General features: G+C 65.0%; 33 protein-coding genes and 1 other RNA gene. 23 read left to right on the plus strand and 11 right to left on the minus strand.

Features of this window, described 5'->3' with window-relative positions; all coding sequences use genetic code 11:
- The first annotated feature begins 21 nt into the window (after positions 1–21).
- From XW59_RS19995 to XW59_RS20020, 7 genes are all read left to right on the plus strand, one after another.
- A complete protein-coding gene (locus XW59_RS19995) occupies positions 22–1,281 on the plus strand; it encodes an Hsp70 family protein (RefSeq protein WP_047147537.1) in 1,260 nt (419 codons plus the stop codon).
- A gap of 99 nt (positions 1,282–1,380) precedes the next feature.
- Positions 1,381–2,172, plus strand: a complete 792-nt coding sequence (locus tag XW59_RS20000; protein ID WP_047147424.1) for an SDR family oxidoreductase — start codon at positions 1,381–1,383, stop codon at positions 2,170–2,172.
- Positions 2,173–2,248: 76 nt separating this feature from the next.
- A complete protein-coding gene (locus XW59_RS29405; protein ID WP_170990190.1) occupies positions 2,249–2,410 on the plus strand; it encodes a hypothetical protein in 162 nt (53 codons plus the stop codon).
- Between the two features lie 86 nt (positions 2,411–2,496).
- Entirely contained in the window at positions 2,497–3,093 is a 597-nt protein-coding gene (locus tag XW59_RS20005) for a DJ-1/PfpI family protein (protein ID WP_047147425.1), read from the plus strand.
- 256 nt (positions 3,094–3,349) lie between these two features.
- Positions 3,350–3,553 (plus strand): hypothetical protein, encoded by a 204-nt coding sequence (locus XW59_RS20010; protein ID WP_136068386.1) that lies wholly within the window; start codon positions 3,350–3,352, stop codon positions 3,551–3,553.
- Between the two features lie 12 nt (positions 3,554–3,565).
- Entirely contained in the window at positions 3,566–4,276 is a 711-nt protein-coding gene (locus tag XW59_RS20015) for a YafY family protein (protein ID WP_047147426.1), read from the plus strand.
- 80 nt (positions 4,277–4,356) lie between these two features.
- Positions 4,357–4,581 carry an NINE protein gene (locus XW59_RS20020; RefSeq protein WP_047147427.1) on the plus strand — a complete coding sequence of 75 codons (225 nt, stop codon included), beginning with the start codon at positions 4,357–4,359 and terminating at the stop codon, positions 4,579–4,581.
- An 83-nt stretch (positions 4,582–4,664) separates the two neighbouring features.
- Here XW59_RS20020 and XW59_RS20025 read toward each other — a convergent pair whose 3' ends face one another.
- Together XW59_RS20025 and XW59_RS20030 are read right to left on the minus strand one after the other, a co-directional pair.
- Positions 4,665–5,366 (minus strand): DUF1013 domain-containing protein, encoded by a 702-nt coding sequence (locus XW59_RS20025; protein ID WP_047147428.1) that lies wholly within the window; start codon positions 5,364–5,366, stop codon positions 4,665–4,667.
- Between the two features lie 222 nt (positions 5,367–5,588).
- Positions 5,589–6,020, minus strand: coding sequence for a methyltransferase domain-containing protein (locus XW59_RS20030; protein WP_047147429.1), 432 nt, complete (start codon positions 6,018–6,020; stop codon positions 5,589–5,591).
- Between the two features lie 76 nt (positions 6,021–6,096).
- Here XW59_RS20030 and XW59_RS20035 point away from each other — a divergent pair, with 76 nt between their 5' ends.
- Positions 6,097–6,573, plus strand: coding sequence for an SRPBCC family protein (locus XW59_RS20035; RefSeq protein WP_047147430.1), 477 nt, complete (start codon positions 6,097–6,099; stop codon positions 6,571–6,573).
- Here the strand turns inward: XW59_RS20035 and XW59_RS20040 are convergent.
- Both XW59_RS20040 and XW59_RS20045 read right to left on the minus strand, forming a co-directional pair.
- Positions 6,563–7,234 (minus strand): uridine kinase, encoded by a 672-nt coding sequence (locus XW59_RS20040; RefSeq protein WP_052958321.1) that lies wholly within the window; start codon positions 7,232–7,234, stop codon positions 6,563–6,565. The genes XW59_RS20035 and XW59_RS20040 overlap by 11 nt on opposite strands.
- An 86-nt stretch (positions 7,235–7,320) precedes the next feature.
- Positions 7,321–8,328, minus strand: a complete 1,008-nt coding sequence (locus XW59_RS20045; RefSeq protein WP_047147432.1) for an NAD(P)H-quinone oxidoreductase — start codon at positions 8,326–8,328, stop codon at positions 7,321–7,323.
- A gap of 90 nt (positions 8,329–8,418) precedes the next feature.
- Here XW59_RS20045 and XW59_RS20050 point away from each other — a divergent pair, with 90 nt between their 5' ends.
- From XW59_RS20050 to XW59_RS20060, 3 genes are all read left to right on the plus strand, one after another.
- Positions 8,419–8,613 carry a DUF1192 family protein gene (locus XW59_RS20050; protein ID WP_047147433.1) on the plus strand — a complete coding sequence of 65 codons (195 nt, stop codon included), beginning with the start codon at positions 8,419–8,421 and terminating at the stop codon, positions 8,611–8,613.
- Positions 8,614–8,713: 100 nt separating this feature from the next.
- Positions 8,714–9,994: an MFS transporter gene (locus tag XW59_RS20055; protein ID WP_047147434.1), complete on the plus strand. Its 1,281-nt coding sequence runs from the start codon at positions 8,714–8,716 to the stop codon at positions 9,992–9,994.
- Between the two features lie 31 nt (positions 9,995–10,025).
- A complete protein-coding gene (locus XW59_RS20060; RefSeq protein WP_047147435.1) occupies positions 10,026–10,289 on the plus strand; it encodes a metalloregulator ArsR/SmtB family transcription factor in 264 nt (87 codons plus the stop codon).
- A 227-nt stretch (positions 10,290–10,516) separates the two neighbouring features.
- Here the strand turns inward: XW59_RS20060 and XW59_RS20065 are convergent, their stop codons facing one another.
- A complete protein-coding gene (locus XW59_RS20065; protein WP_082137715.1) occupies positions 10,517–10,696 on the minus strand; it encodes a DUF465 domain-containing protein in 180 nt (59 codons plus the stop codon).
- A 236-nt stretch (positions 10,697–10,932) separates the two neighbouring features.
- Here XW59_RS20065 and XW59_RS20070 point away from each other — a divergent pair, with 236 nt between their 5' ends.
- From XW59_RS20070 to XW59_RS20090, 5 genes are all read left to right on the plus strand, one after another.
- Positions 10,933–11,136, plus strand: a complete 204-nt coding sequence (locus XW59_RS20070; protein WP_047147436.1) for a YdcH family protein — start codon at positions 10,933–10,935, stop codon at positions 11,134–11,136.
- Between the two features lie 85 nt (positions 11,137–11,221).
- Positions 11,222–11,719 carry a 5-(carboxyamino)imidazole ribonucleotide mutase gene (gene purE / locus XW59_RS20075; RefSeq protein ID WP_047147538.1) on the plus strand — a complete coding sequence of 166 codons (498 nt, stop codon included), beginning with the start codon at positions 11,222–11,224 and terminating at the stop codon, positions 11,717–11,719.
- The gene (locus XW59_RS20080; RefSeq protein WP_047147539.1) at positions 11,716–12,792 is read left to right on the plus strand and encodes a 5-(carboxyamino)imidazole ribonucleotide synthase; all 1,077 of its coding nucleotides are present in this window, start codon (positions 11,716–11,718) and stop codon (positions 12,790–12,792) included. The genes purE and XW59_RS20080 overlap by 4 nt, the downstream gene beginning before the upstream one ends.
- A gap of 116 nt (positions 12,793–12,908) precedes the next feature.
- Positions 12,909–13,034, plus strand: a complete 126-nt coding sequence (ykgO, locus tag XW59_RS20085) for a type B 50S ribosomal protein L36 (protein WP_047147540.1) — start codon at positions 12,909–12,911, stop codon at positions 13,032–13,034.
- 98 nt (positions 13,035–13,132) lie between these two features.
- Positions 13,133–13,720 carry a hypothetical protein gene (locus tag XW59_RS20090; RefSeq protein WP_047147437.1) on the plus strand — a complete coding sequence of 196 codons (588 nt, stop codon included), beginning with the start codon at positions 13,133–13,135 and terminating at the stop codon, positions 13,718–13,720.
- Between the two features lie 42 nt (positions 13,721–13,762).
- Here XW59_RS20090 and pyk read toward each other — a convergent pair whose 3' ends face one another.
- Both pyk and XW59_RS20100 read right to left on the minus strand, forming a co-directional pair.
- Positions 13,763–15,199, minus strand: a complete 1,437-nt coding sequence (gene pyk, locus XW59_RS20095; RefSeq protein WP_047147438.1) for a pyruvate kinase — start codon at positions 15,197–15,199, stop codon at positions 13,763–13,765.
- Positions 15,196–15,609 (minus strand): DUF1036 domain-containing protein, encoded by a 414-nt coding sequence (locus XW59_RS20100; protein ID WP_246666156.1) that lies wholly within the window; start codon positions 15,607–15,609, stop codon positions 15,196–15,198. Before XW59_RS20100 ends, pyk begins: the two co-directional genes overlap by 4 nt.
- Positions 15,610–15,918: 309 nt before the next feature.
- Here XW59_RS20100 and XW59_RS20105 point away from each other — a divergent pair, with 309 nt between their 5' ends.
- From XW59_RS20105 to XW59_RS20120, 4 genes are all read left to right on the plus strand, one after another.
- Entirely contained in the window at positions 15,919–16,743 is an 825-nt protein-coding gene (locus tag XW59_RS20105) for an N-formylglutamate amidohydrolase (protein WP_047147439.1), read from the plus strand.
- On the plus strand, positions 16,731–17,039 hold the full coding sequence (locus XW59_RS20110) for a DUF1244 domain-containing protein (protein ID WP_047147440.1): 309 nt from the start codon (positions 16,731–16,733) through the stop codon (positions 17,037–17,039). The genes XW59_RS20105 and XW59_RS20110 overlap by 13 nt, the downstream gene beginning before the upstream one ends.
- Before the next feature lie 74 nt (positions 17,040–17,113).
- On the plus strand, positions 17,114–17,374 hold the full coding sequence (locus XW59_RS20115; RefSeq protein ID WP_047147441.1) for a DUF2312 domain-containing protein: 261 nt from the start codon (positions 17,114–17,116) through the stop codon (positions 17,372–17,374).
- A gap of 114 nt (positions 17,375–17,488) precedes the next feature.
- Positions 17,489–18,655 (plus strand): M20 aminoacylase family protein, encoded by a 1,167-nt coding sequence (locus tag XW59_RS20120; RefSeq protein ID WP_047147442.1) that lies wholly within the window; start codon positions 17,489–17,491, stop codon positions 18,653–18,655.
- A 4-nt stretch (positions 18,656–18,659) separates the two neighbouring features.
- Here the strand turns inward: XW59_RS20120 and msrB are convergent, their stop codons facing one another.
- Both msrB and XW59_RS20130 read right to left on the minus strand, forming a co-directional pair.
- The gene (gene msrB, locus XW59_RS20125) at positions 18,660–19,061 is read right to left on the minus strand and encodes a peptide-methionine (R)-S-oxide reductase MsrB (RefSeq protein WP_047147443.1); all 402 of its coding nucleotides are present in this window, start codon (positions 19,059–19,061) and stop codon (positions 18,660–18,662) included.
- 66 nt (positions 19,062–19,127) lie between these two features.
- A complete protein-coding gene (locus XW59_RS20130) occupies positions 19,128–20,318 on the minus strand; it encodes a VWA domain-containing protein (protein WP_047147542.1) in 1,191 nt (396 codons plus the stop codon).
- Between the two features lie 175 nt (positions 20,319–20,493).
- On the opposite strand from XW59_RS20130, the gene XW59_RS20135 reads away from it, so the two are divergent.
- Positions 20,494–21,555 carry a GH25 family lysozyme gene (locus XW59_RS20135; protein WP_047147444.1) on the plus strand — a complete coding sequence of 354 codons (1,062 nt, stop codon included), beginning with the start codon at positions 20,494–20,496 and terminating at the stop codon, positions 21,553–21,555.
- Here the strand turns inward: XW59_RS20135 and XW59_RS20140 are convergent.
- A complete protein-coding gene (locus XW59_RS20140; RefSeq protein ID WP_047147445.1) occupies positions 21,533–21,979 on the minus strand; it encodes a GNAT family N-acetyltransferase in 447 nt (148 codons plus the stop codon). The genes XW59_RS20135 and XW59_RS20140 overlap by 23 nt on opposite strands.
- A 189-nt stretch (positions 21,980–22,168) precedes the next feature.
- A complete protein-coding gene (locus XW59_RS20145; RefSeq protein WP_047147543.1) occupies positions 22,169–23,008 on the minus strand; it encodes a MoxR family ATPase in 840 nt (279 codons plus the stop codon).
- A gap of 201 nt (positions 23,009–23,209) precedes the next feature.
- Between XW59_RS20145 and ssrS the strand changes: the two genes are divergently transcribed.
- Both ssrS and XW59_RS20155 read left to right on the plus strand, forming a co-directional pair.
- Positions 23,210–23,365: non-coding RNA, 6S RNA (gene ssrS / locus XW59_RS20150), on the plus strand.
- An 80-nt stretch (positions 23,366–23,445) separates the two neighbouring features.
- Positions 23,446–24,027 carry a 5-formyltetrahydrofolate cyclo-ligase gene (locus XW59_RS20155; protein ID WP_047147446.1) on the plus strand — a complete coding sequence of 194 codons (582 nt, stop codon included), beginning with the start codon at positions 23,446–23,448 and terminating at the stop codon, positions 24,025–24,027.
- Positions 24,028–24,034: the final 7 nt, after the last annotated feature.

The raw sequence follows: 24,034 nt of genomic DNA on the forward strand, positions 1-24,034 counted from the left end.
CAGCATTGCGAGCCGCTTCCCATGTCCGGACTTTTCTGCGGTGTCGATTTCGGCACCACCAATTCGACCGTCGGCCTCTGTGCGCCCGGCGGCATGCCGCGCCTCATTCCCGTCGAGGGCGAGCATGTGACGATCCCCTCGGCGCTGTTCTTCAGCCTCGAGGACGGCGGCACCTATTTCGGGCGCGCCGCGGTCTTCGAATACATGGATGGCGCGGAAGGCCGCTTCATGCGCGCCTTGAAGTCGATCCTCGGCACCAGCCTGATGAAGGAAACGACGCAGGTAGGCCGCGACCGGATGACCTTCGAGGGACTGATCGCGCGCTTCCTGCGCAATCTGCGCGCTCGTCTCGAAGCCGAATGCGGCAGCGTGCCCGAGGAGGTCGTGCTCGGCCGGCCGGTCCGTTTCGTCGACGAGGACGAGGCCGCCGACCGCGCCGCGCAGGACCAGCTCGCCTCGGCGGCGCGGGCGGAAGGCTTTCGCCACATCGAGTTCCAGTTCGAGCCGGTGGCGGCGGCGCTCCACCACGAGCGAACGGTAAACCGCGAGGAGCTCGTGCTGGTCGTCGACATCGGCGGCGGCACCTCGGACTTCTCGGTGCTGCGGCTGTCGCCCGAGCGCGCGCACCTGATCGACCGGCGCGACGACATCCTCAGCACGTCCGGCGTGCATGTCGGCGGCACCGATTTCGACCGCCAGCTCAACATCGCCAAGGTGATGCCGCATATGGGCCTGGGCTCCCGGACCCGCGACGGCAAGCGCCACCTGCCGGTCTGGTATTTCAACGACATGGCGACCTGGCACAAGATCAACCTGCTCTACACGGCGAAGAACATCCGCGACGTGCAGGCGCTCGCGAGGGAGGCGGCGGAACCGGAGAAGCTCGACCGTTTCCTGCATCTGCTGACATACCGCTCCGGCCACCGCCTCGCTGCCCAGGTGGAAAAGGCGAAGATCGAGCTGACCGACATGGCCGGGACCGCGATCCGGCTGGCGGAGCCGGGCCTCGCCTTCGAAGCGTCCGTGACGCGCGCGGAATTCGAGGCCGCGAGCGCGGAGCTCGTCGCCCGGATCGACCGCTCCATCGACGAGGCGCTGAAGCAAGCCGGCATCCCCGCCGAAGCGATCGAGACCGTGATCCTCACCGGCGGCGGCGCGCAGGTGCCCGCCGTCAGGATGTCGGCGACCGCGCGCTTTCCCCGGGCACGCATCGCACAATCGGACCAGTTCGGCTCGGTCGGCCTGGGCCTCGCGGTCGACGCGGCGCGGAAATTCGGCTGACGCCAGCGCCCGCGTCAAAAACCGGCACGGCCACGGTTGACCGGTCCCGTCCGGCCCGCCACTCTCCGTTCACCGAACCAGCAGGCACAGGAGGCGGCAATGGCACTCGACGGCAAGACAGCGATCGTGACGGGGGCCGCGGGCGGCATCGGCCGGGCGATCGCGGAACGGTTCCTGCGCGAGCATGCGAGCGTCGTCATCGCCGACATCGACGCGGAGAAGGGCGAGCGGGCGGAGAAGGAGCTGGCGGGCCTCGGGCGCGTCCAGTTCATAAAGACCGATGTCGGCCGGAAGCTCGACATCCACAATCTGGTCGCCGCCACGCTCGACGCCTTCGGCGACGTCGACATCCTCGTCAACAATGCCGGCATTTCGCACGGCGCGGATTTTCTCGATCTCAAGGAAGAGGATTTCGACCGGGTGTTGCGGATCAACCTCAAGGGCAGCTTCCTTGCCGGCCAGACCGTCGCGCGCATCATGGTCGACAAGGTCAAGGCCGGCGGCGCGCCGGGCACGATCATCAACATGTCCTCGATCAACGCGGTGGTCACGATCGCCTCGCAACTGCCCTACGCGGTCTCGAAGGGCGGGGTGGGCCAACTGACAAGGACAATGGCGCTCTCGCTCGCGCCCTACGGCATCAGGGTGAACGCGATCGGCCCCGGCTCGATCCAGACCGACATGCTGAACGAGGTCAACTCCGACCCGGCCGCGCGCACCCGCATATTGTCGCGCACGCCACTCGGGCGGATCGGCGATCCTTCCGAAATTGCGGCGGTCGCAGCCTTCCTCGCCTCCGACGACGCGAGCTACATCACCGGCCAGACCATCTATGCCGACGGCGGTCGCCTGCCGCTCAACTACACGGTGCCCGTGCAGCCCGAAAAATAGCGCGCGCCTGCTGACACAGAGCTGTCAGCAGGCTCATGCGACAGTGGTTCCATTACCCAAGGGAAGGAATCACGAGATGAACCCCGCACCCACTATCCTGCAGACATTTATCCGCCAGTTCGATACGCTGCGCGACATCAGGAACCGGGCGCGCATGGCGCGCGCGATCGAGGCACTGCCGAGGGATATCCGCAAGGATATCGGCTGGCCGGACAGCTATCCGTCCCGCGGCCGCTGACCTGATCCGGAGCATCGGGATTTGAAGGCGGAACGTCGCTGCCCGGTCTTTTCGATGCTCCCTCGGCATAAGGAGCATCGATAGTCATGGCACGGACTGCAACGATCGGTTTCGTCTTCATCGAACCCTTCGCGGATTGGGAATATGGCCTGCTCGCCGCTTCGGCGGTCGAGTGGTTCGGCGCCCGCGCCGTATCGCTGACGCCGGGCATCAAGGCGGTCCGCTCCATCGCCGGCTTCACGCTTTCGCCCGAGCGCGGGACAACGCCTCCCGAAAATGCCGATCTCGACGCGATAGCCGTGATCGGCTCCGATTCCTGGGCGAGCGAGGCCGCGCCAGACCTTTCCGATCTCCTGCAATCGGTGGCCGCGCGCGGCGGCGTGGTCGGCGGCATTTGCGGGGGCACGCTGGCGCTGGCGCGAGCGGGCATTTTCGCCGACGCTGCGCACACCTCGAACGGGCGTGACTGGATCCTGGGCCACCTGCCCGACTATGCCGGCTCGAAGCACTATCAGGACGTGCCGCACGCGGTCGCCGACGGTCACGTCATATCGGCGCCCGGCACCGCGCCGGGCACCTTCGCGCTCGCCTTCCTGGGAGCGCTCTATCCCGACAAGACGGAGCAGATCGCGGAGATGCGCGGCCTGCTCTCCCGCGAGTACCGGGGAGCTCAACCCTCCTGACGCAAGGCTGTTCGCAGCCTTGTGCGATCATCTCCTTGTCGGACAGAGGAGGTGAACCATGCGCGGACAATTCGAAACGCTGATCGGCGAAGCTGCGACCCTGTGGAGGAATCGTCTGGCGAGGCGACGCACGCGGCGCATCGTCGAGAAATTGCCGCTTCGCATTCAAAGGGATATAGGCTGGCCGGAAATTGCGCCGGACCGTGTCTTCGATCCGTGGAGCGGCCGGTCATGACCGCGATCCGCGAGATGTCTCATGACACACCTCCTGACACAAGGTTGTCAGGAGGTGAGTGCCATATTCCGCCCCGGTTCGATCCGTCGCGGAACGAGGCTGGCGATGATTTTTTCGATGCGGACGGTGATGCTTCGCCTTGCAATCGACGAATTGGAAACCACCTTGGGAAAGGAAGCGGCGGTCGCCTGCCGGAATGGCGGCGGGTTCGGCTTGTTCGTTTGAGGGTTCACACCGATGCGTCGCGCAGATCGTCTCTTTCAGATCGTCCAGCATTTGCGGGGCGGCCGTCTTGTCACGGCACGCATGCTGGCGGAGCGGCTGGAGGTTTCCGAACGCACCATCTACCGCGACATTGCGGATCTGCAGTCGACCGGCGTGCCGATCGACGGGGAGGCCGGCGTCGGCTACCTGATGAGGGAGGGGTTCGACCTCCCGCCGCTGATGTTCACGCGTGACGAGATCGTGGCGCTGGTGGCCGGCGCCCGCATGGTTCGTGCCTTCGGCGGCGCCGAGATGGCGCGCGCGGCCGAGGAGGCGCTGGTCAAGATCGGCGCCGTGCTGCCCGACAGCGAGAAGGCGCGCATCGCCCGCACTGAAATCCACATGCCGAACTGGGTTGTGGGCGACGCGGAGCGCAAGTCGATCGACCTGCTCGAGCGGGCGGTGGAGAAACGCGACGTCATCAGCATCGACTACAGCGACGAAGCCGGCAAGAATTCGCAGCGCGACGTCAGGCCCCTCGGCCTGTGGTTCTGGGGCAAGGTATGGACGCTGGTCGCCTGGTGCGAGCTGCGCGATGATTTCCGCGCCTTCCGCATCGACCGCATCGCGGATATGCGCGCCGCCGGCCGCACCTTCCGTCCCGAGCGCGGCAAGCAGCTCGCCGATTTCTATCGCACCATGGAAGTGCGCCAGGGGGTGGGCTCCGGCGCGAATCCCTACTGAAGCGGAAAACGCTCTTCGCAATCCGCGCGCGCAATCCCCATATTGCGCCGAGTGCCCAACAGCGAAGGGAGTGCTCAAGGATGAAATCGGGACCCGCGGCCTTTGTGCTTTGGCTTGTCTGCCTTGTCGGCGTCTGCGGCCTGCATCGCATCTATCTCGGAAGATACTGGACAGGCCTGCTCTGGCTGTTCACGCTCGGTCTGCTTGGCATTGGCCAGATCGTCGACCTATTCCTGCTGCCTTCGATGATACGCCAAACCAATATGGAACAGCGGCTGGAGCGGATCGAAGGCCACCGCGCTTAGGCATTCTCCCAATAAAAACGGGCTCCCAATGAAAACGGGGCGCCGATCGCTCGACGCCCCGCAAAAATTGCCGAAGACGCGTTTCAGTGATCGTCGTCTTCGTCCTCGTCGCTCTTGGTCGACCTCAGCGAGGAGAGCTTGGCGAAGACCGCGTCGGCATCGAGTTCCCGCTCTTCCTTCGGCTGATCGTCTTCCTCGACCTCCAGCCTCTCGGTGACGGAAGCCGGAAGCAGCGTGTCGCCCGTGGGGGCTGCCGGCGGCTGGCCACGCGACGCGCGCTGGACTTCGAGGTCGAGATCGATCTGCGAGCAGAGGCCGAGCGTCACCGGGTCCATCGGCACAAGATTGGCCGAATTCCAGTGTGTGCGGTTGCGGATTTGCTCGATCGTCGACTTGGTCGTGCCGACGAGGCGCGAAATCTGCGCGTCCTTGAGCTCGGGATGATTGCGCACCAGCCACAGGATGGCGTTGGGCCGATCCTGCCGCTTGGAGAGCGGGGTGTAGCGCGGGCCGCGGCGCTTCGATTCCGGCACGCGCACCTTCGGCTCCTGCAGCTTCAGCTTGTAGTTCGTGTCCGCCTCGCCCTTCGCGATCTCCTCGCGCGAGAGCTGGCCGGTCATCACCGGATCGAGACCCTTGATGCCCTGCGCGGCCTCACCGTCGGCGATCGCCTTCACCTCGAGCGGGTGCAGCTTGCAGAATTGCGCGATCTGCTCGAAGGAAAGCGCGGTGTTGTCCACGAGCCAGACCGCGGTCGCCTTGGGCATCAGTAGCGTATTGGCCATCAGATAAATCCTCTCGTTCGCCCGCGTCCCTTGCGCGGGCGGTGGGCAGAGCCACCGAATATGGGAAAGTAACCGCGGATATAGCGACATTTGCGACGGATCGCAACGGAAAGCGGAAAACACGCGTTTGATGTGGGGATGAACCAGTCGCGCCGCGCTTTTCGCAGGCGATTCGCAGGCGCGACGACCGACCTGCGAGCCGCCCCGCCCCGCGCGCCGCCTTCAGTCTTCTAGCGCAACCTCCCGCAGCGGATCGCCGCCGTCGATGAACAGGCGGCCGTCCGGAACGAGCGCGGCGGCGATGCGCCTTCTCGCCAGCCGTCCCGCTTCGGGATGCCGCCCGTCGAGGGCGCCGACACGCACCGCGAAGGCGATGTCGTAGGGCGCCTCGTCCGGCGCGAGCTCGAAATCCTCGGCCGCCGAGCAGCGCAGGCTGAGGCGTCCGGCCGCGATCTCCTCCTGCAACGCCGCGGTCGCCTGCGCGATTGCCTTGGCGGATCGATCAATCGCAAGCACATGCCCGTCGCCGATACGGTTCGCGACCTCATGCGCGGCGGCTCCTGGCCCGCAGCCGATCTCGAGCACCCGCATGCCCGGCCTCAACGGCAGCGCATCCACGATGGCCGCGAGCCGCGGCGAAAGCGCGTTCGTCATGCGATCTCCCGGTGTCCTCGTCCCTCTATTCAGGCTATCATGGAAATCGCATGCCGAGCAGAGCAAAGGAGAAGGAATGGCGCAGTCGCCAGCCAAGCGAACCGATACCGCCTCCAGGGACATCGCGGCGCAACCCCAGACCATCTACCGCGCCCTGATCGATCCCGACGCCGTCGCGCGCTGGCGGCCGCCCGAAGGCATGAAGGCCGTGGTGCACAGCTTCGAGCCCCGAGTGGGCGGAACCTTCCGGATGTCGTTCATCTATGCGGATCCCGGCGAAGGGACCCGAGGCAAGTCCTCCGACGACGCCGACATGTTCGAAGGGCGCTTCCTGGAATTGGTGCCCGGCGAGCGCGTCGTCGAGCTGATCGAATTCCAGTCCGACGACCCCGTCTTCGCGGGCCCGATGAAAATCACGACGAGCCTCGCCGCGATGGAAGGCGGCACCAGGGTCACGATCGTCTGCGAGGACGTGCCCACGGGAATTGGCGAAAGCGATCACCAGGCAGGCATGGCGTCGACGCTGAAGAACCTCGCAGCCTTTACGGAATAGATCGCCCGCCCCCATCCGCGACGATGCGCGGAGCCTGAAGATCGGAATTGTCGATCAGGATCGTCGCGCGCGCCCGAGGCCGGCAGCTTCGCAGATAGATCTTCTGCCCTTCCAGATAGCGCCGGTTTTCCGCAGCCGACGGGTCGGGATCGGAGCCGTCCCGCACGGCCATGCGCGCATAGGAGACCGCGAACGGCACGTCGAGAAAGACGCTCAGGCTCCACAGGTCGCGCAACTCGTCCCGGTGCAGGAAGATGCCGTCGATCAGCAGTATCGCGTCGCCGGAGACGAGAATGGCATGCTCTCCGGCGACCTCCCGATCCTGCTTGTGGTCGAAACGCTTCGTGCACACACGATCCGCCCCTCCGCCAAAAGGCAGGAGCAAATCGTGCTTGAAGCTTTCGTAATTGTAGGAATCCAGGAAGAACCCGAGCGGGTCGCCCTTGCCGCGCGCGTAGCGGATCCGTCTCGGATTGTGAAAGCCGTCGACGCTCGCGCGGACCACGGGACGTCCTCTTGCCTCGACAAGCGGGGCCAGTTCGTCGGCAAAGGTCGTCTTGCCGGAGCCGTCCACGCCATCGATCGCGACGATCGGGCGGGATTGTTCGATGCCGGCGATCCTGGCGGCGAGCGCTTCGAACACCGCCGGCCTAGTGGACACATGGCCTCCCGCGAATGAGGGGCGGCTGAAGCCACCCCCTGCATCGAGTTCGTGTGAGACGCATTCCGGCCTGCCCCGCGGGCGGTTCAGGCCACGTCGAGCACGATCTTGCCGACATGTTCTCCCTCCTCCATGCGCTCATGCGCGCGCCATGCCTCGCGCAGCGGGAAGATCATGTCCATGACCGGCGCGATCTTGCGGGAGGCCAGGAGCGGCCAGACCTGCGCCTCGAGCTCGGCGGCGATCTGCGCCTTGAACTCCACCGTGCGCGGCCGCAGCGTGGAGCCGGTATGCGTCAACCGCTTGACCATCACCTTGGAAAAGTCCGCTTCGGCCTTCGAGCCGCCGAGCGTCGCGATCTGGACGATGCGCCCCTCGACGGCCGCGGCATCGTAGTTGCGGCCGACATAGGAGCCGCCGACCATGTCGAGGATGACGTTGACGCCCTTGCCGCCGGTCGCATCCTTCACCACGGCGACGAAATCCTCCTCGCGGTAGTTGATGGCGCGGTCGGCGCCGAGCTTCAGACAGGCCTCGCACTTCTCCGCCGAGCCAGCGGTCGTCAGCACATAGGCGCCGAAGGCCGAGGCAAGCTGGATCGCCGTCGTGCCGATGCCCGACGAACCGCCATGGACGAGAAAGGTCTCGCCCTCCTTCAGTCCGCCGCGCTGGAAGACGTTGTGCCAGACGGTGAAGAAGGTCTCCGGCAACGCAGCCGCCTCGGTGAAGGTGAAACCGTGAGGGATCGGCAGCGCGTTCGTTTCATGGGCGATGCAATATTCGGCATAGCCGCCTCCGGGCGTGAGCGCGGTGACCGTGTCGCCCACTCGCCAGCGGGTGACACCCTCGCCAACCGCGGCCACCTCGCCCGCGGCTTCCAATCCCGGCAGGTCGGAGGCACCGGGCGGCGGCGGATAGGCGCCCTTGCGCTGGGCGACGTCGGGCCGGTTGACACCCGCGGCGCGCACACGAATCAGGACCTCGCCGGCCGCCGGCTTCGGCACGTCGCGCTTCTCCTGTTTCAGCGCGCGCGGCCCGCCGGGCGCCGGAATGGCGATGACGGTCATCTTTTCGGGAATTTTACTGCTCGCCATGCTTTGCTCCTTTTGATTCGTTTGGCTGTTTGCCTCATCCTGCCTCCCTTATGTAACCTGTTGGCAAAAGAGGCAAAAGGAGACGCGGAAATGGCGCTTTTCGACGAGGAACCCAAGAAACCTGCCCGTCTGCACGAGATCGGCCAGGATCTTTCGCTGCTTTCGGTTGCCGAACTGAACGAACGAATCACCCAGCTGCAGGACGAAATCACGAGGCTGGAAAAGGAGCTCGCCTCGAAGGACGCGACGAAGCTCGCGGCCGAAGCGGTTTTCCGTCGGGAATAAAAGAACAACGCCTCACTTCCGTCGCATAAGGGCGAAACTCCCTGCGAAAAGCGGCTACACTCCCGCTTCGCTCGATTGAAACTGCCACGGTGACTCGCGCATGCTTGCCTCCTACAAGCCGATTTTCTCCCTTTTGCGCGGAACCGCATTCCTGCTGGCCGCCTCCGGGCTGCACGGGCTGCTCCTGCCGCTGCGCGGCCAGGCGGAGGGCTTCTCCACAACCTCGCTCGGCCTGATCGGAACGGCATGGGCCGGCGGCTTCGTGGCCGGCTGCTATTTCGCCCCGCGCCTCGTGCGCAGGGTCGGCCATGTCCGCGCCTTCGGCGCCTTTGCCGCCTCCGGCGCCATAGTCGCCCTGCTGACGGGGCTGATGATCGACGAATATATCTGGATCGTGCTCCGCGCCTGCACCGGCTTCGTCATGGCCGGCGCCTTCATGGTCATCGAAAGCTGGCTCAACGAGCGCGCGACCAACGAGAACCGCGGCACCGTCTTCGGCCTCTACATGGTCGTCACCTACGCCTCGATCATGACCGGGCAGATGATCGTCGGCTTCGGCGACGTCTCCAATGCCTCGTTGTTCATGGTGGCGGGCATCTTCTTCTGCGCCTCGCTCATCCCGACGGCGGTCTCCACGCAGGAAAGCCCGAGGCCGCTGGCCGACGTGAAGCTCGACCTCAGGCGGCTCTACGCCAATTCGCCGGTCGCGGCCGTCGGCTGCCTGCTCATCGGCGTCGCCAACGGCGCCTGGGGCACGCTCGGCGCGGTCTATGGCGCGCGTATCGGCATTTCGACCGCGCAGATCGCGCTGATGATGAGCCTGGTGGTGCTCGGCGGCGCTGTCGCGCAGATGCCGGCCGGACGCATCTCCGACCGCACCGACCGCCGCTTCGTGCTCGCCGGCGCGGCCTTCGGCGCAGCCTTCTTCGCCATGCTGGTTTTCGTCTTCACGCCGCGCTCGGCGCCCATCGTGCTGGCGTTGACGGCCGGCTACGGCGCGCTCGCCTACACGCTCTATTCGCTCGCCGTCGCGCATGCCAACGACCATGCGAGCGCCGAGGAGTTCGTGAAGGTCTCGGGAGGGCTGTTGCTGCTATACGGCTTCGGGACCATGATCGGCCCGATCATCGGCGCCACGCTCATGGAACGCATGCGCCCCGAAAGCCTGTTCCTTGCCACGGCGATCGCGCATTTCCTGCTTGCCGGCTATACGATGCTGCGCGTCAGGACGCGGGCCCCGATACCGATCGAGGAACGCGAGGCGTTCAAGACCTTGCCGGCCGAGCGCGCCGTCACGCCGCAGGCGGTGCTTCTCGATCCGCGCAGCGAGACCGAGGACGAGCAAGACGGCGGCGAGCAGGCGAAGGAAGAGGCTGCTTGAGTTCCGGCGGGCTTGGTCTACAAATTGCAGCATGATCGAGCCCGACGCCTTCATGGCCATTGCCGACGGCAATCGCCGCCATCTCCTCGAGGAGTTGCGGCGCGGGCCGAAGACGGTCAACGAGTTGGCGAGCGGGCTTCCGGTCTCGCGTCCCGCCGTTTCGCAGCATTTGAAGGTGCTTCTCGACACCGGTCTCGTCAGCGCCCGCTCCGAGGGCACGAAACGAATTTACGCGATCAACGATGACGGGTTTCTGAAGCTCAATATCTGGCTCGACCAGTTCTGGCAGGAATAGAGGATCGGACCAATAAAAGCAGATGCCTCGCGGGTCTGCCCGGGCGTACGACCATCCAAAAGACAACATATCCCCCTGCCTTGGCTTTATCCGAAGCCAAGGCAGTTTTGCCGCGTCGCCGTCCGACTGCGGAAAAGACCAAACTCCCAATGCCATCTTCCGGGAACGGGAAGAGGGCCGGAGCGATGATCGGTTACGATCAGGCGGTATCTGTGGGCGCTTGCCCGTTAGTGTTTCGTCGGCTGGAGTCTCAATTTCTCCATCTCGTCCTTGAGTGCGAGCTTGCGTCGCTTGAGCCTGGCTATTTCAAGAGAGTCGGCTGATGGATGGGCCGATACTTCATCGATCTCGCGTTCGATGTCGCCATGCTTGCGCTGCAGCTCTGCAAGATGAGATGCAAGAGACATTATAAGCTCTCCCTTCCGTGGTTCCTCGACTCGCGCCGCACGGGCAGGCGTCCACCGCAGGCCGCCTCGTTGTGACAGCGCAATGGCAGTGTGCCACCGATTTCCGGATGAGTCGAATGTGCCGTAGTAGCATTTCCTGACGCGGCAAAATGTGGTAATAGGCGGCCCGCCGGTCGCGGAAGCGCCCGAACCTTCCCGATCGGGCGTTTTAGCCCCGGATTCTGCAGACGGTGAGCATGTCGGAACAGGACCAGGCCGAGATTCGTCTCGAGTTTGCGAGATTGAAGCAGGAACACACCGATTTCGACGCTGCGATCAACGCGATGATCGCAACCGGCTGCGATCCCCTGCAAATCCAGCGCATGAAGAAGAAGAAGCTGGCGCTGAAGGATCGACTGAAGCAATTGGAAGACCGCATCATACCCGACATCATCGCCTGATGCTTCGAGGCAGAAAGCGCTCCCGCCTTGCGGCGGCGCCGCATTTCCGATAAGCGGCGGCGATCCATAAATGGAGGGCGCAGTCATGGCCGCAAGCAAGGCCGAAATCGCCATTATCATGGGAAGTCAGTCCGACTGGGCGACCATGCGCAACGCCGCCGAGACGCTGGATGCGCTCGGCCTTGCCCATGAAGCGCTGATCGTCTCCGCCCACCGCACGCCCGACCGCCTCTACGACTTCGCGAAGGGCGCCAAGGCGGCCGGTTTCAAGGTAATCATCGCCGGCGCGGGCGGTGCCGCGCACCTTCCGGGAATGACGGCCGCCCTGACGCCGCTTCCCGTCTTCGGCGTGCCGGTCGAATCCAAGGCGCTTTCGGGACAGGATTCGCTTCTTTCCATCGTTCAGATGCCGGCCGGCATTCCCGTCGGGACGCTGGCGATCGGCAGGGCCGGCGCGGTCAACGCCGCGCTGCTGGCGGCCTCGGTGCTTGCGCTGACCGACGTCGCGCTTGCCGCTCGCCTCGACGAATGGCGCGCGGCGCAGACGGCGAAAGTGGCCGAACGGCCGTCGTCCGACGCATGAGCGCTCCCCTTCCCCTCGGTTCCACCATCGGCATCATCGGCGGCGGCCAGCTCGGCCGCATGCTTGCCATGGCCGCCGCCCGGCTCGGCTACCAGACGCTCGTTCTCGAACCCCAGGCGGATTGTCCGGCCGCGCAGGTCGCCAACCGGCAATTGTTCGCCGCCTATGACGACGCATACGCGTTGACCGAGCTGGCCGAGAATTGCCAGGTCGTCACCTACGAGTTCGAGAACGTGCCGGTATCCGCAGCACGGCTGCTCGCCGCCGACGTCCCCGTCCTGCCGCTGCCGCGCGCGCTGGAGGTCTCGCAGGACCGGCTGGTCGAAAAGACCGCGCTGAACGACATGGGCATAAGGACGGCGGCTTTCCGCAAGGTAGACGGCGACGGCGATCTCGCATCCGCCTTGTCGGAATTCGGCGGCAGCGGCGTCCTCAAGACCCGGCGCCTGGGCTATGACGGAAAGGGCCAGCGGGTCTTCCGCAACGCGGCCGGCAACGCGGCCGACGGCGCTTACACAGCCATGGGCGGCGTGCCGCTGATCCTGGAGGCGCTCGTCCCGTTCGAGCGCGAAATATCGATCATCGCCGCGCGCGGCCATGACGGCCGCATGGCGGCTTACGACGCGGCGGAGAACATTCATCGCGACGGCATCCTGCACAGTTCCACCGTCCCGGCCGCGATTTCCGAAGCCACGGCGAGTGTCGCGCGCGACGCCGCTTTCACGTTGCTCGAGGGGCTCGACTATGTCGGCGTCGTCGGCGTCGAGTTTTTCCTGATGGCTGACGGCTCGATCCTCGTCAACGAATTCGCGCCGCGCGTGCACAATTCCGGCCACTGGACCGAAGCGGCATGCACCGTCTCGCAATTCGAGCAGCATATCCGCGCCATATGCGGCCTGCCGCTCGGCGACGCGTCCCGACATTCGGACTGCGTGATGGAGAACCTGGTCGGTGACGAGGTGCTGCGCGCGGGCGTGCTCCTCGGCGAGCCGGACGTGATGCTCCATCTCTACGGCAAGACGGAATCGCGGCCTGGCCGCAAGATGGGTCATTTCACGCGGCTCGCGCGCTGACTCCGGTTGACAGAAGGGCGGCCTGTCGTTTAAGAGCCAGCCCAGATTTGTGGCGCGCCGCGAGGCGCGTTTTTGTTCGGCCCGCAAAAAGGGCTCAGAAGAACGGGCTGAAGAAAATGAAGATCAAGAACTCGCTCAAAGCGCTGAAGAGCCGTCACCGCGACAACCGCATGGTTCGCCGCAAGGGCCGCATCTACATCATCAACAAGACCGCCCCGCGCTTCAAGGCTCGCCAGGGCTGAGGCTTTCGGCCGCGGGCGCCCACGGGATTTCGCCCGTCAGCCCGCCTTCACGCGAATTTCAGTTTGACGTTCCGCCGTGTGGGAATAGATTCCCGCACATGCGGAACGTTTTTGCTTTTCTCCTTGCATTCGCCATCGCCGCGCCGGTTGCCGCCTTCGCCGCATCCGACGTGACCGGTCCCCGCAACGCGGTCCTTGCCGCACCCAAGGACAGGCTCGGCGATCTCTTTTCCGAGCTGAAACGCGCCGGGAACGAGCGCGCGGCGGAGCGCATCTCCAACCGCATCAAGCAGGAATGGGCGCGTTCGGGCAGCGCATCGATCGATCTTCTCGTCCAGTGGGCCGACAAGGCGGCGAAGGAGAAGAAATACGACGCCGCGCTCGATTTCCTAGACCAGGTGGTGATGCTCGCCCCCGACTATGCCGAGGGCTGGAACCGCCGCGCGACGGTCCATTACGAGATGAACAGCTATGCCAAGTCGATGTCCGACATCGAGCACACGCTGCGGCTGGAGCCGCGCCATTTCGGCGCGCTGGCCGGCATGGCCGAGATCATGAAGAACACGGGCCGCAAGGAGCTCGCCTTGCGCGCCTATGAGCGGATTCTCGATATCTATCCGATGCTGCGCAGCGCCCAGAACGAGCTGGGCACGCTTGCCGACGAGCTCACCGGCGAGGGCATCTGAGCTTCACGCGAGCTCGGAGCCCCGACGGAAGACTTCGCCACCTCAGATACCGCCCTGCCCGTCCGTGCCGATATAGGCAATGCGCAGCATGTTGGTCGCGCCCGGCGTGCGCAGCGGAACGCCCGCTGTGATGATCACGCGATCGCCCTCGCGGCCGAACCCTTCCTGATAGGCGATTCGGCAGGCGCGGTTCACCATGTCGTCGAGATCCGAGGCGTCCGCGGTGACCACGCAATGCGTGCCCCAGACCAGCGACAGCCGCCTGGCCGTCTCCACCACCGGCGAAAGCGCGATGATCGGCACCTGCGGCCGCTCACGCGCTGCACGCAGGCCGGTGGTGCCGGAAGCGGTGTAGGTGACGATCGAGGAGAGCTTGAGCGTCTCGGCGATCTGACGCGCCGCCAGCGAGATCGCGTCGGCGCCGGTCGCCTCCGGCTCGGAGCGCTGCGCGTTGATGATGCTGGGGTAATTGGGGTCCTGCTCGACCCGCTCGGCGATGCGGTTCATCGTCGCCACCGCCTCGACCGGATATTCGCCGGCGGCCGATTCCGCCGACAGCATGATGGCATCGGCGCCTTCGAACACCGCGATCGAGACGTCGGAAACCTCCGCTCGGGTCGGCACCGGCGCGCTGATCATGGATTCCAGCATCTGCGTGGCCACGACGACCGGCTTGCCGGCGCGACGGCAGGCGCGCGTGATCTGCTTCTGGATGCCGGGCACGGCCTCCAGGGGCATCTCGACGCCGAGGTCGCCGCGCGCCACCATCAGCGCGTCGGAAAGCTCGATGATCTCCGCCAGCCGGGCCACGGCCTGCGGCTTCTCGATCTTGGCCAGCAGCGCGGCGCGGCCGCGCGCTACCTTGCGCACCTCGGCGAGATCCTCGGGGCGCTGGATGAAGGAAAGCGCGATCCAGTCGACGCCGGTCGCCAGAACCGCGTCGAGGTCCTTGCGGTCCTTCTCGGTCAACGCGCCGACCGGCAGTTCGGTGTCGGGCAGGCTCACGCCCTTCCGGTCGGATATCTTGGTGCCGGAAACGACGGTGCAGGTGATCGACTTGCCGTTCGTCTTCACCGCCTTCAGCTGCAGCTTGCCGTCATCGATGAGCAGCCGGTCTCCCGGCTTCACTGATTCCAGGATTTCCGGATGCGGCATCTGCACGCGGGACGCATTGCCCGGCGTCGGATCGTCGTCCAGCGTGAAGCTCTCGCCGATCTTCAGCTCCTCGCTGCCATTGGCGAACTTGCCGACGCGCAGCTTCGGCCCTTGGAGGTCGGCGAGAATGCCGATCGGCCGACCGACCTCCTTTTCCACCTTGCGGATGCGCGCGACGAGCGTGCGCATGAGCGGATGGTCGGCATGGCTCATATTGATGCGGAAGACATCCGCTCCAGCTTCGAAAAGCCGCTTGATCATTACTTCTTCGGAAGATGCCGGCCCCAATGTTGCAAGTATCTTGACCTTCCGGCTGCGTCTCATCGATTGCCTGTTCCCGTGACGGCTGCCGCGCCGTCTGTTGCGGGTTCGTCGGTAAGCTGAACCATCCAGCTCCCCTGTTCCCCCGTGTCGTATTCCTGAAAGCCCGCGCGCTGGAAACCGCGCGCGAAGCAATCGCCCGCCCCGGCGATCTTGAATTCCCGTTCCGCCACGCACATGTTGACCGCGCCGTCCCAGCGGCCGCCGCGCTCGGCGTCCTCCGCGTAGAGATAGTAGTAGCGGGAGGAGAGCGCGCCCTCGATCAGCGTCTTGCAGGTCGACGCCTCGATGTGCCACCAGCCCTCCGAAACCCAGCCGGTCTTGGCGCGGTAGCCAATCGCCACGCCGACGAGGCCTTGCGTCGCGTTGCAGACGCGAAAATCGGCGAATGCGGGCGCCGCACCCATGGTCATGAACCCGGATGCGAGGACGAGAACGGCAAAACCGGCCGCAAAGCGGTTCCGCATCGCCCTTGCCAGTCGCATGCTCATGCCCTTCGCTAATGAAATCAGCATCTGTAAGAGACCCTTTTCGAAGAAGTGCGCGCGCATGTCAACGCGTTCCGAGCGGCCATCCGAATCGATTTAGATGCCGGAACGATCATAGCCCGGCTTCGGCTCTGGCCGACAAGATTGGCCAAACAGCGGCATTGCGCTCGCGCGCGCTTCATGAAACACAAGGCCCGACCGCTCAAACGATAGGCGACGGGGATTCTTGCCGGCATGACGCGTACCGCCCTTTTCGCACCTTTCGAGATCATCGAAGGCGACCGGAAGAAGGGCCTGGTGCTGGTTGCCGACCATGCCCGACGCGACCTGCCCGAGGAATATGGCAGCCTCGGCCTGCCGGCGTCCGAGTTCGAACGTCACATCGCCTACGACATCGGCGTGGCGACGGTGACGCGGCGGCTGGCGGCGCTGCTCGGCGTACCCGCCGTGATGGCGAATTTCTCCCGGCTTCTGATCGATCCGAATCGCGGCGAGGACGATCCCACGCTGATCCGGCAGCTTTACGACGGCACCATCGTGCCCGGAAACTATCCGATGACCGAAACGGAGCGGAGCCGCCGGCTCGACGGCTTCTACCGCCCCTATCACGATGCGGTCGGCTCGATGATAGCCTCGGCCGCGGCCGAATCCGGCCACGCGCCCTTTATCTTCTCGGTGCACTCCTTCACGCCGCAGATGCAGGGCCGGAAGCGTCCATGGCATGTCGGGGTGCTCTGGGACAGCGACCCGCGCGCCGCCCTGCCGCTTCTGGAGATGCTTCGCGAGGATCCGATCTTCGTCGTCGGCGACAACGAGCCCTATGACGGCGCGCTGCGCGGCGACACGATGTTCCGCCACGCGATCGTCAACGGCTTCGCCCACGCCCTGATCGAGATCAGGCAGGATCTGATCGCGGACGAGGAAAGCGCTGCCGAATGGGCCGAGCGCCTCGCACCGATCCTTGAAGCCATCAACGCCATGCCCGATATCCATGAGGTCAAGCAATTCGGCTCGCGCACCGGGCCGGTCCGACAGGGAGAACAGCCATGGTCGATCTGAGCGACGAACAGAAGCGGGATTTCGAGGCGGCGGCGTTTCGCACGCTGGTCGAGCATCTGCGCAAACGCACCGACGTGCAGAACATCGACCTGATGAACCTCGCCGGTTTCTGCCGCAACTGCCTGTCCAACTGGTACCGCGACGCGGCCAATGCAGCCGGCGTGGAGATGGACAAGGAGACCTCGCGGGAGATCATCTACGGCATGCCCTATGCCGAGTGGCAGGCGAAGCACCAGCGCGAAGCATCAAACGCTCAGAAAGCGGCATTCGAGGAAAACCGCCCGAAAGACCATTGATTGTTACGGCCGTGTGAGGCAACCAAGCGCGACCGATTTTAGCGCGAGTCGCGCACCAGCCAGTTGGAGCCCTCATGACTGAAGACATCACCGAAACCGCCCAGACCGTCGCCGCGGGTCAGCTCCGCGCCTTCATCGAGCGCGTAGAGCGCCTCGAGGAGGAGAAACAGACGATCGCGGACGACATCAAGGAAGTCTTCGCGGAAGCCAAGGGCACCGGCTTCGACACCAAGGCCATGCGCACCATCATCCGCCTGCGCAAGAAGGATCAGGCCGAGCGGCAGGAGGAAGAGGCGATGCTCGACCTCTACAAGGCCGCCCTCGGCATGGAATAAGCCGGCGAAAAGTCCGCAAGCCGGAAATTCGGGCTGGCGAACGTCATCCCCAGCCCTTAGTCTCCCCGGGTCGGATCATCCTCCGGCACGACCAATGTGAGCCCGGGGGACGCCATGCCGATCTTGAACCGCGCCAGCGAGATGCACGAGGAAATCGTCGGCTGGCGGCGGCATCTCCACCAAAATCCCGAACTGGGCTTCGATCTTGCGGACACCTCGGCCTTCGTCGCCGACAGGCTGCGGGCCTTCGGCTGCGACGAGGTCGTGACCGGCATCGGGCGGACCGGAGTGGTCGGCGTCATCCGTGGACGCCACGGCGCGGGCCGGACGGTCGGCCTGCGCGCCGACATGGACGCCTTGCCGCTCGACGAGCGGAGCGGCGTGTCGCATGCATCTCATACCGCCGGCAGGATGCATGCCTGCGGCCATGACGGCCACACGGCGATGCTGCTCGGAGCCGCGAAATATCTCGCCGAGACGCGCAATTTCGCCGGCAGCGTCGTGGTCGTCTTCCAGCCGGCCGAGGAGATCGGCGGCGGTGCCCGCGAGATGCTCGCCGAGGGTCTGATGGAGCGTTTCGGCATCGAGCGCATCTACGGCATGCACAACATGCCTGGGATTCCGCTCGGCCATTTCGCCATCTGCGACGGCCCTATCATGGGAGCCCCCGCGAAATTCTCGATCACCATCAGCGGCCGGGGCGGCCACGCAGCGAGGCCGCACACCACGATAGACCCGATCCTCGCCGGCGCGCAGCTCGTGACCGCGCTGCAGACGATCGTCTCGCGCCGGACCGACCCGCTGGCCTCCGTCGTGGTCACCATCACCAAGGTCGACGCCGGCACGGCCTACAACATCATTCCCGAAAAGATCGAGCTCTGGGGCACCGTCCGCGCCTTGCGCATGGCCGATGCCGAAGCCGGCAAGGAGCAGGTCACCGCCGTCTGCGCCGGCGTGGCGGCGGCCACGGGCGCCAAGATCGAGATCGACTATGAGGGCCCCTATCCGAGCACCGTGAACCCGCCGCAGGAAGCGCGCTTCTCGGCGCAAGTCGCGCAGGAGGTGGTCGGCGCGGACCGGGTCGACGCGAATGTTAAGCCGTCCATGGCGGGCGAGGATTTCGCGCGCATGCTCGCCGCCCGGCCGGGTTCGTTCATCTTCATCGGCAATGGCGACAGCGCCGAACTTCACCACCCGGCATATGATTTCGCCGACGAGGCGATCCCCGCCGGCGTGAGCTATTGGGTGAGGCTGACGGAAACCGCGCTGGCTCCGCGATAGGCCGTCAGGCGGGTTCGAACTTCAGCGCCACGCCGTTGATGCAGTAGCGCAGATAGGTCGGCGGCGGGCCGTCCTCGAAGACATGACCGAGATGGCTGCCGCAACGCGCGCAATGCACCTCGGTGCGCACCATGCCGTAGCTGCGATCGACCGTGGTCTCCACGGAACCGGGAACCGGATCGTTGAAGCTCGGCCAGCCCGTGCCGCTTTCGAATTTCAGCTTGGATTCGAACAGCGGCTGATCGCAGCCGACGCAGGAGAAGGTGCCGGCGCGCTTCTCATGCAGGAGCGCGCAGCTTCCCGGCCGCTCGGTTCCGTGCTGGCGCATGACGGCATATTGTTCCGGCGTCAGCAGCGCGCGCCACTCCGCGTCGGTGCGGGTTACGGGATGGGTGTGGGTGTCCATGGGACGTCTCCAATGGGAGTTTTTGGTTCCTGCTGAATGTAAGGCTGAAAGCGACGTTCACCAACCTCAATGCTTCCTCGAAAGCTCCCTGGTCGCGCGTTCCAGCCCCGACAGCGTCAGCGGATACATCCGGTCCGAAAATATCTCACGGATCATCCCGATCGAATGGGTATAGCTCCAGTGCTTCTCCCTCGTCGGATTGAGCCACACCGCGTTCGGCCATTGCGCAAGCACGCGCTGCAGCCAGACGATTCCCGGCTCGGCGTTCCAGTGCTCCACCGACCCTCCCGCATAGGCGATCTCGTACGGGCTCATCGAGGCGTCGCCGACGAAGATCATTTTGTAGTCGTGGCCGTATTTGTGCAGCACGTCGTAGGTGGGGATGACCTCGCTGTGGCGGCGGCGATTGTCCTTCCACACGCCCTCGTAGAGGCAGTTGTGGAAGTAGAAATATTCCATGTGCTTGAATTCGGCGCGGGCGGCCGAGAACAGCTCCTCGACGACGCGGATATGGTCGTCCATCGAGCCGCCGACGTCGAAGAACATCAGGAGCTTCACCGCATTGCGCCGTTCGGGCCGGGTCTGAACGTCGAGATAGCCATGCTCCGCGGTCGCATGGATGGTGCCCGGAAGGTCGAGTTCCTCCTGCGAGCCTTCGCGCACCCAGCGGCGCAGCCGTTTCAGCGCGACCTTGATGTTACGGGTGCCGAGATCGACGGAATCGTCGAAGTTCCTGAACTCGCGCTTGTCCCACACCTTGACCGCGCGGCGGTGGCGGCTTTCGTGCTGGCCGATGCGCACGCCCTCCGGATTGTAGCCATAGGCGCCGAAGGGCGAGGTGCCGGCGGTGCCGATCCATTTCGAGCCGCCCTGGTGGCGACCCTTCTGCTCCTCGAGCCGCTGCTTCAAGGTCTCCATGAGCTTGTCGAAACCGCCGAGCGCCTCCACCAGCTTCTTCTCCTCCTCCGACAGGTGTTTCTCGGCAAGCCGGCGCAGCCACTCTTCCGGGAGGTTGGCGACGTCGACTGCGCCTTCGCCCGAGACCGCCTCGACGCCCTTGAAGACATGGGAGAAGACCTGGTCGAAGCGGTCGATATGCCGCTCGTCCTTCACCAGCGCGGCACGGGCAAGGTAGTAGAAGCCCTCCACGTCATAGTCGACCAGATGGGCATCCATTCCCTCGAGCAGGGTCAGATACTCCCGCAGGGAAACCGGAACGCGGGCGGCCTTGAGTTCGAGAAAGAAGGGTATGAACATGCGCGGCACTTTGCGTCGCATCCGTCCGCCAGACAAGCCCGGCGCGCCGTCGGCTTTCCGCCGCATATGGTAAAAAACCGGATTCAGCCTTTTTTGGTAATTTCCCGTTAGCAATTCCCGTCGGCGGGTTCGGTTCTGATTCTTCCGTCAGTGTTTGTTTTGCGTACGGGTGCTCATGCGTTTCTCAGGCGTGCCGGCAATCCTTCTTGGGTTCATGGTCTTGGCGGGCTGCACCTCCAGCTCCGGCATAGAGGACGTTCTCGCGCAAAAACCCTCGCCCGAGACGACGAGCTCGGTCGTCCGGTCGAGCGCTCCGGTGCCTTCCGTGGACGTGGGCAGCGTGGAGGAGATTCTGGCCTGGGCCGGTCCCGATCCGACGCAGGCGCCCATGCCCGACGTGCTGGTGCCCGAGGCCAGAACCGCGGGAATGCCAGTGCCCGCCGGGAATACGGTTGCGATGCTGGCGCCGCCGAGGCCGGCCACACGCACCGCGCCGGCGCAACGATCGCGAATCTACAGCCACAGCTTCCGCGACGCCAAGCCTATCAATTTCGGTTCCGCCTCGCCCAGGAAGCTCGCCGTGCATGGCGTCGACGTCTCACGCTGGCAGGGCGAGATCGACTGGGCGAAACTGCGCACGCAGGGCGCCAACTTCGCCTACATCAAGGCGACCGACGGCGGCGACCATCTCGACCCAATGTTCAGGAAGAACTGGCGCGGAGCGGCCGAGGCCGGGCTGAAGCGGGGCGCCTATCACTTCTTCTATTGGTGCCGGGCCGCCAGCGAGCAGGCCGACTGGTTCATCCGCAACGTGCCGCGCGAACCCGGCGCGCTGCCGCCTGTCATCGACGTCGAATACAATCACCAGTCGAACTGCAAGCGCCGCCTGTCGCGCCAGAAGATCCAGGAGAAGATGCAGGTCTTCATGGACCGGCTCGAGCGGCACTACGGACAGCGCCCGATCATCTACACGCCGCCGGATTTCTACCGCGACAATTTGCGGGGCGCGTTCAAGGACTATCCGTTCTGGCTGCGCTCGGTGGCCGCGCATCCTTCCAAGGTCTATCCCGGTAGGAATTGGGTGTTCTGGCAGTATTCGGGTTCCGGCCTGTCGCATGGCGTGGACGGCAAGATCGACCTTAACGTCTTCCACGGCAGCGAGGACGAATGGCATCGCTGGATCGGCCGGGTGACTGGCGGCAGGGCCGAGGTGGCTACAGCAGATCGTATTCGATGAAGCCGGTGCGCCGCGCGACGCGGTCGTAGAGCCTGCGCGCCGTCTCGTTGGTCTCGTGCGTCATCCAGTAGACGTTGGTGACGCCGATCTTGCCGGCTTCCTGTTTCACCGCTTCGATTAGAGCGGCGCCCACTCCCTTGCCGCGGATCTCCGGATCGGCGAACAGATCCTGCAGATAGCAATTGTTGACGATCGACCAGCAGGAGCGATGGTACATGTAATGCGTCAGGCCGACCGCTTTGCCGTCGAGCAGGGCGATGAAACCCTTGGGCTCGAACTCGCCTTCGGTGAACAGCCGCTTCCACGTGGTCTGGTAGACTTCCTCCGGCACGGTCGCCTTGTAGAAGGTGAGATAGTCTGTCCAAAGCCGGCGCCATTCGACGTGGTCGGACTGTTCGAGGGGGCGGATGGTGACTTCGGTCATGGTTGTCGCTTTCCGTTTATGCATTCGCCGCTGTGCGGGCGTCGATGTTCCGGCATGGATCCTCGGGTCCGGAGCCGAACGAAGTGAGGTGCAGGAACCCCGGGGATCCATGCCGGAACCTCGGCGCGATGCCAACGGTCCAGAACGAGGAAAGCGTTGTCCGCCTGCGCCCGCCAGGCGGACCGCCTCTCACCCCTGCCGCCGCGCCATGAAGGCCAGACGCTCGAAGAGGTGCACGTCCTGCTCGTTCTTGAGCAACGCGCCGTGCAGCTTGGGCAAGGCGTTCTTGGCATCGCCGCGCAGGTCGGCGGGGTCGACGTCGTCGGCGACCAGCAGCCGGATCCAGTCGAGCGCCTCGGAAGTAGATGGCTTCTTCTTCAGGCCCGGCACCTCGCGCACCTCGTAGAACTGGGTGAGCGCGGCGCGCACCAGGCTCTGCTTGATGCCGGGATAGTGCACCTCGACGATCTTCGTCAGCGTATCGGCGTCGGGAAAGCGGATATAGTGGAAGAAGCAGCGGCGCAGGAAGGCGTCCGGCAGTTCCTTCTCGTTGTTGGACGTGATGATGACGATCGGGCGGTGCTTCGCGCGGATCGTCTCGCCGGTCTCGTAGACATGGAACTCCATCTTGTCGAGTTCCTGCAGCAGATCGTTGGGAAACTCGATATCGGCCTTGTCGATCTCGTCGATCAGCAGCACCACCTTCCTGTCGGCGCTAAAGGCCTCCCACAACTTGCCGTGGCGGATGTAGTTGCGGATGTCGTTGAAGCGCTCGTCGCCGAGCTGGCTGTCGCGAAGCCGCGACACGGCGTCATATTCGTAGAGGCCCTGCTGCGCCTTGGTGGTGGACTTGACGTGCCATTCGAGGAGCTCGACGCCGAGCGCGGCGGCCACCTGCCTGGCGAGTTCCGTCTTGCCGGTGCCTGGCTCGCCCTTGACCAGCAGCGGCCGCTCCAGCGCGATCGCCGCATTGACCGCGACCATCAGATCCTTGTCCGCCACATAGGCCGACGTGCCTTCGAAACGCATTCCCAACTCCGTTTTGATGCCGGCGAGACAGTAGGGGCGCCGGGCGCGCAGGGCAAGGCTTCGCATGCCCGCCGACCCGATTAGCATCCCGGACGAACATTGCTCCTCCTCGCCGGAACTCTCGCAAAAAACTCTGTCTCCCCGCGTGATTCTCGTGCCATTCCGCTGGCGAAGGAGACGGCCGCATTCTATATTAGACGTCGCGGTCTGCGCCTCGCGGCAGGAGTAACATTCCCCGGGGCCTTATCGATCCTTAAGGGAGCTGTCCCTGGGAAGACCCGTGGGTTTTCTCACACGGCGCCCACCTACTTTGTAGGTTCCCGGGATCGACTTCTCCACCGGTTGCGTGGATCGCTCCTTCCTGATTTCGTTTTGCCTTTGCAAAAGGTCGCTTCCTGTCGTGGCCTTTTCGGTGTCCTCGCGGCATAAAAGGCGCCATGACCGAGCTGAAGGCACTCAAGAAGCAGCTGCGCCAGGAGGCGCTGTCGCGGCGCGACGCGCTCGATCCTCTCTGGCGCATCGAAGCCTCGCTCGCGATGGCGCGGGCCGCCGGCGAGCTCGCAGTGGAGCCGGGAACGATCGTCTCCGGCTTCTGGCCGATGCGCTCCGAGGTCGACGTGCGCCCGCTGATGTTCGCCTTGCGCGAAAGCGGCGCCCGGCTTTGCCTTCCCGCCATTCTCGACAGGACGACGATGGTGTTCCGCGAGCTGGTGCGCGGCGCGCCGCTGGTCGAGATGGGCTTCGGCACGGCGGGACCCGGCGAGGAGGCGCAGGTGCTCGATCCTTCCGTGATGCTCGTGCCGCTCGCCGCCTTCGATGCGCGCGGCCATCGCATCGGCTACGGCGCCGGCTATTACGACCGGGCGATCGAGCGGCTGCGGGAAAAGGGCACCGAACCGCGCCTCGTCGCCATTGCTTTCGACTGCCAGGAAGTGTCGGAAGTGCCGGACGAACCGCACGACGTCAGGCTCGGCGAAATCCTCACCGAAAGCGGCTTGCGCCGGTTTCCCGCCGGATGAACGGCGC

Origin of the sequence: Aquamicrobium sp. LC103 (assembly GCF_001014615.2) — a bacterium.
Taxonomy (GTDB): domain Bacteria; phylum Pseudomonadota; class Alphaproteobacteria; order Rhizobiales; family Rhizobiaceae; genus LBCQ02.

Bases quoted from the DNA above. Each gene is read 5' to 3' on its own strand.
- msrB (WP_047147443.1), bottom strand. From the start codon at position 19,061: ATGGACACCCACACCCATCCCGTAACCCGCACCGACGCGGAGTGGCGC.
- XW59_RS20010 (WP_136068386.1), top strand. From the start codon at position 3,350: ATGACACACCTCCTGACACAAGGTTGTCAGGAGGTGAGTGCCATATTC.
- XW59_RS20060 (WP_047147435.1), top strand. From the start codon at position 10,026: ATGATCGAGCCCGACGCCTTCATGGCCATTGCCGACGGCAATCGCCGC.
- XW59_RS20090 (WP_047147437.1), top strand. From the start codon at position 13,133: ATGCGGAACGTTTTTGCTTTTCTCCTTGCATTCGCCATCGCCGCGCCG.
- XW59_RS20115 (WP_047147441.1), top strand. From the start codon at position 17,114: ATGACTGAAGACATCACCGAAACCGCCCAGACCGTCGCCGCGGGTCAG.
- XW59_RS20020 (WP_047147427.1), top strand. From the start codon at position 4,357: ATGAAATCGGGACCCGCGGCCTTTGTGCTTTGGCTTGTCTGCCTTGTC.
- XW59_RS20050 (WP_047147433.1), top strand. From the start codon at position 8,419: ATGGCGCTTTTCGACGAGGAACCCAAGAAACCTGCCCGTCTGCACGAG.
- XW59_RS20105 (WP_047147439.1), top strand. From the start codon at position 15,919: ATGACGCGTACCGCCCTTTTCGCACCTTTCGAGATCATCGAAGGCGAC.
- XW59_RS20145 (WP_047147543.1), bottom strand. From the start codon at position 23,008: ATGCGTTTCGAAGGCACGTCGGCCTATGTGGCGGACAAGGATCTGATG.
- XW59_RS20005 (WP_047147425.1), top strand. From the start codon at position 2,497: ATGGCACGGACTGCAACGATCGGTTTCGTCTTCATCGAACCCTTCGCG.
- XW59_RS20030 (WP_047147429.1), bottom strand. From the start codon at position 6,020: ATGACGAACGCGCTTTCGCCGCGGCTCGCGGCCATCGTGGATGCGCTG.
- XW59_RS20120 (WP_047147442.1), top strand. From the start codon at position 17,489: ATGCCGATCTTGAACCGCGCCAGCGAGATGCACGAGGAAATCGTCGGC.
- XW59_RS20070 (WP_047147436.1), top strand. From the start codon at position 10,933: ATGTCGGAACAGGACCAGGCCGAGATTCGTCTCGAGTTTGCGAGATTG.
- XW59_RS20065 (WP_082137715.1), bottom strand. From the start codon at position 10,696: ATGTCTCTTGCATCTCATCTTGCAGAGCTGCAGCGCAAGCATGGCGAC.
- XW59_RS20110 (WP_047147440.1), top strand. From the start codon at position 16,731: ATGGTCGATCTGAGCGACGAACAGAAGCGGGATTTCGAGGCGGCGGCG.
- XW59_RS20000 (WP_047147424.1), top strand. From the start codon at position 1,381: ATGGCACTCGACGGCAAGACAGCGATCGTGACGGGGGCCGCGGGCGGC.
- purE (WP_047147538.1), top strand. From the start codon at position 11,222: ATGGCCGCAAGCAAGGCCGAAATCGCCATTATCATGGGAAGTCAGTCC.
- XW59_RS20100 (WP_246666156.1), bottom strand. From the start codon at position 15,609: ATGACCATGGGTGCGGCGCCCGCATTCGCCGATTTTCGCGTCTGCAAC.
- XW59_RS20045 (WP_047147432.1), bottom strand. From the start codon at position 8,328: ATGGCGAGCAGTAAAATTCCCGAAAAGATGACCGTCATCGCCATTCCG.
- XW59_RS20025 (WP_047147428.1), bottom strand. From the start codon at position 5,366: ATGGCCAATACGCTACTGATGCCCAAGGCGACCGCGGTCTGGCTCGTG.
- pyk (WP_047147438.1), bottom strand. From the start codon at position 15,199: ATGAGACGCAGCCGGAAGGTCAAGATACTTGCAACATTGGGGCCGGCA.
- XW59_RS20130 (WP_047147542.1), bottom strand. From the start codon at position 20,318: ATGTTCATACCCTTCTTTCTCGAACTCAAGGCCGCCCGCGTTCCGGTT.
- XW59_RS20135 (WP_047147444.1), top strand. From the start codon at position 20,494: ATGCGTTTCTCAGGCGTGCCGGCAATCCTTCTTGGGTTCATGGTCTTG.
- XW59_RS20140 (WP_047147445.1), bottom strand. From the start codon at position 21,979: ATGACCGAAGTCACCATCCGCCCCCTCGAACAGTCCGACCACGTCGAA.
- XW59_RS20080 (WP_047147539.1), top strand. From the start codon at position 11,716: ATGAGCGCTCCCCTTCCCCTCGGTTCCACCATCGGCATCATCGGCGGC.
- XW59_RS19995 (WP_047147537.1), top strand. From the start codon at position 22: ATGTCCGGACTTTTCTGCGGTGTCGATTTCGGCACCACCAATTCGACC.
- XW59_RS20015 (WP_047147426.1), top strand. From the start codon at position 3,566: ATGCGTCGCGCAGATCGTCTCTTTCAGATCGTCCAGCATTTGCGGGGC.
- XW59_RS29405 (WP_170990190.1), top strand. From the start codon at position 2,249: ATGAACCCCGCACCCACTATCCTGCAGACATTTATCCGCCAGTTCGAT.
- XW59_RS20035 (WP_047147430.1), top strand. From the start codon at position 6,097: ATGGCGCAGTCGCCAGCCAAGCGAACCGATACCGCCTCCAGGGACATC.
- XW59_RS20055 (WP_047147434.1), top strand. From the start codon at position 8,714: ATGCTTGCCTCCTACAAGCCGATTTTCTCCCTTTTGCGCGGAACCGCA.
- ykgO (WP_047147540.1), top strand. From the start codon at position 12,909: ATGAAGATCAAGAACTCGCTCAAAGCGCTGAAGAGCCGTCACCGCGAC.
- XW59_RS20155 (WP_047147446.1), top strand. From the start codon at position 23,446: ATGACCGAGCTGAAGGCACTCAAGAAGCAGCTGCGCCAGGAGGCGCTG.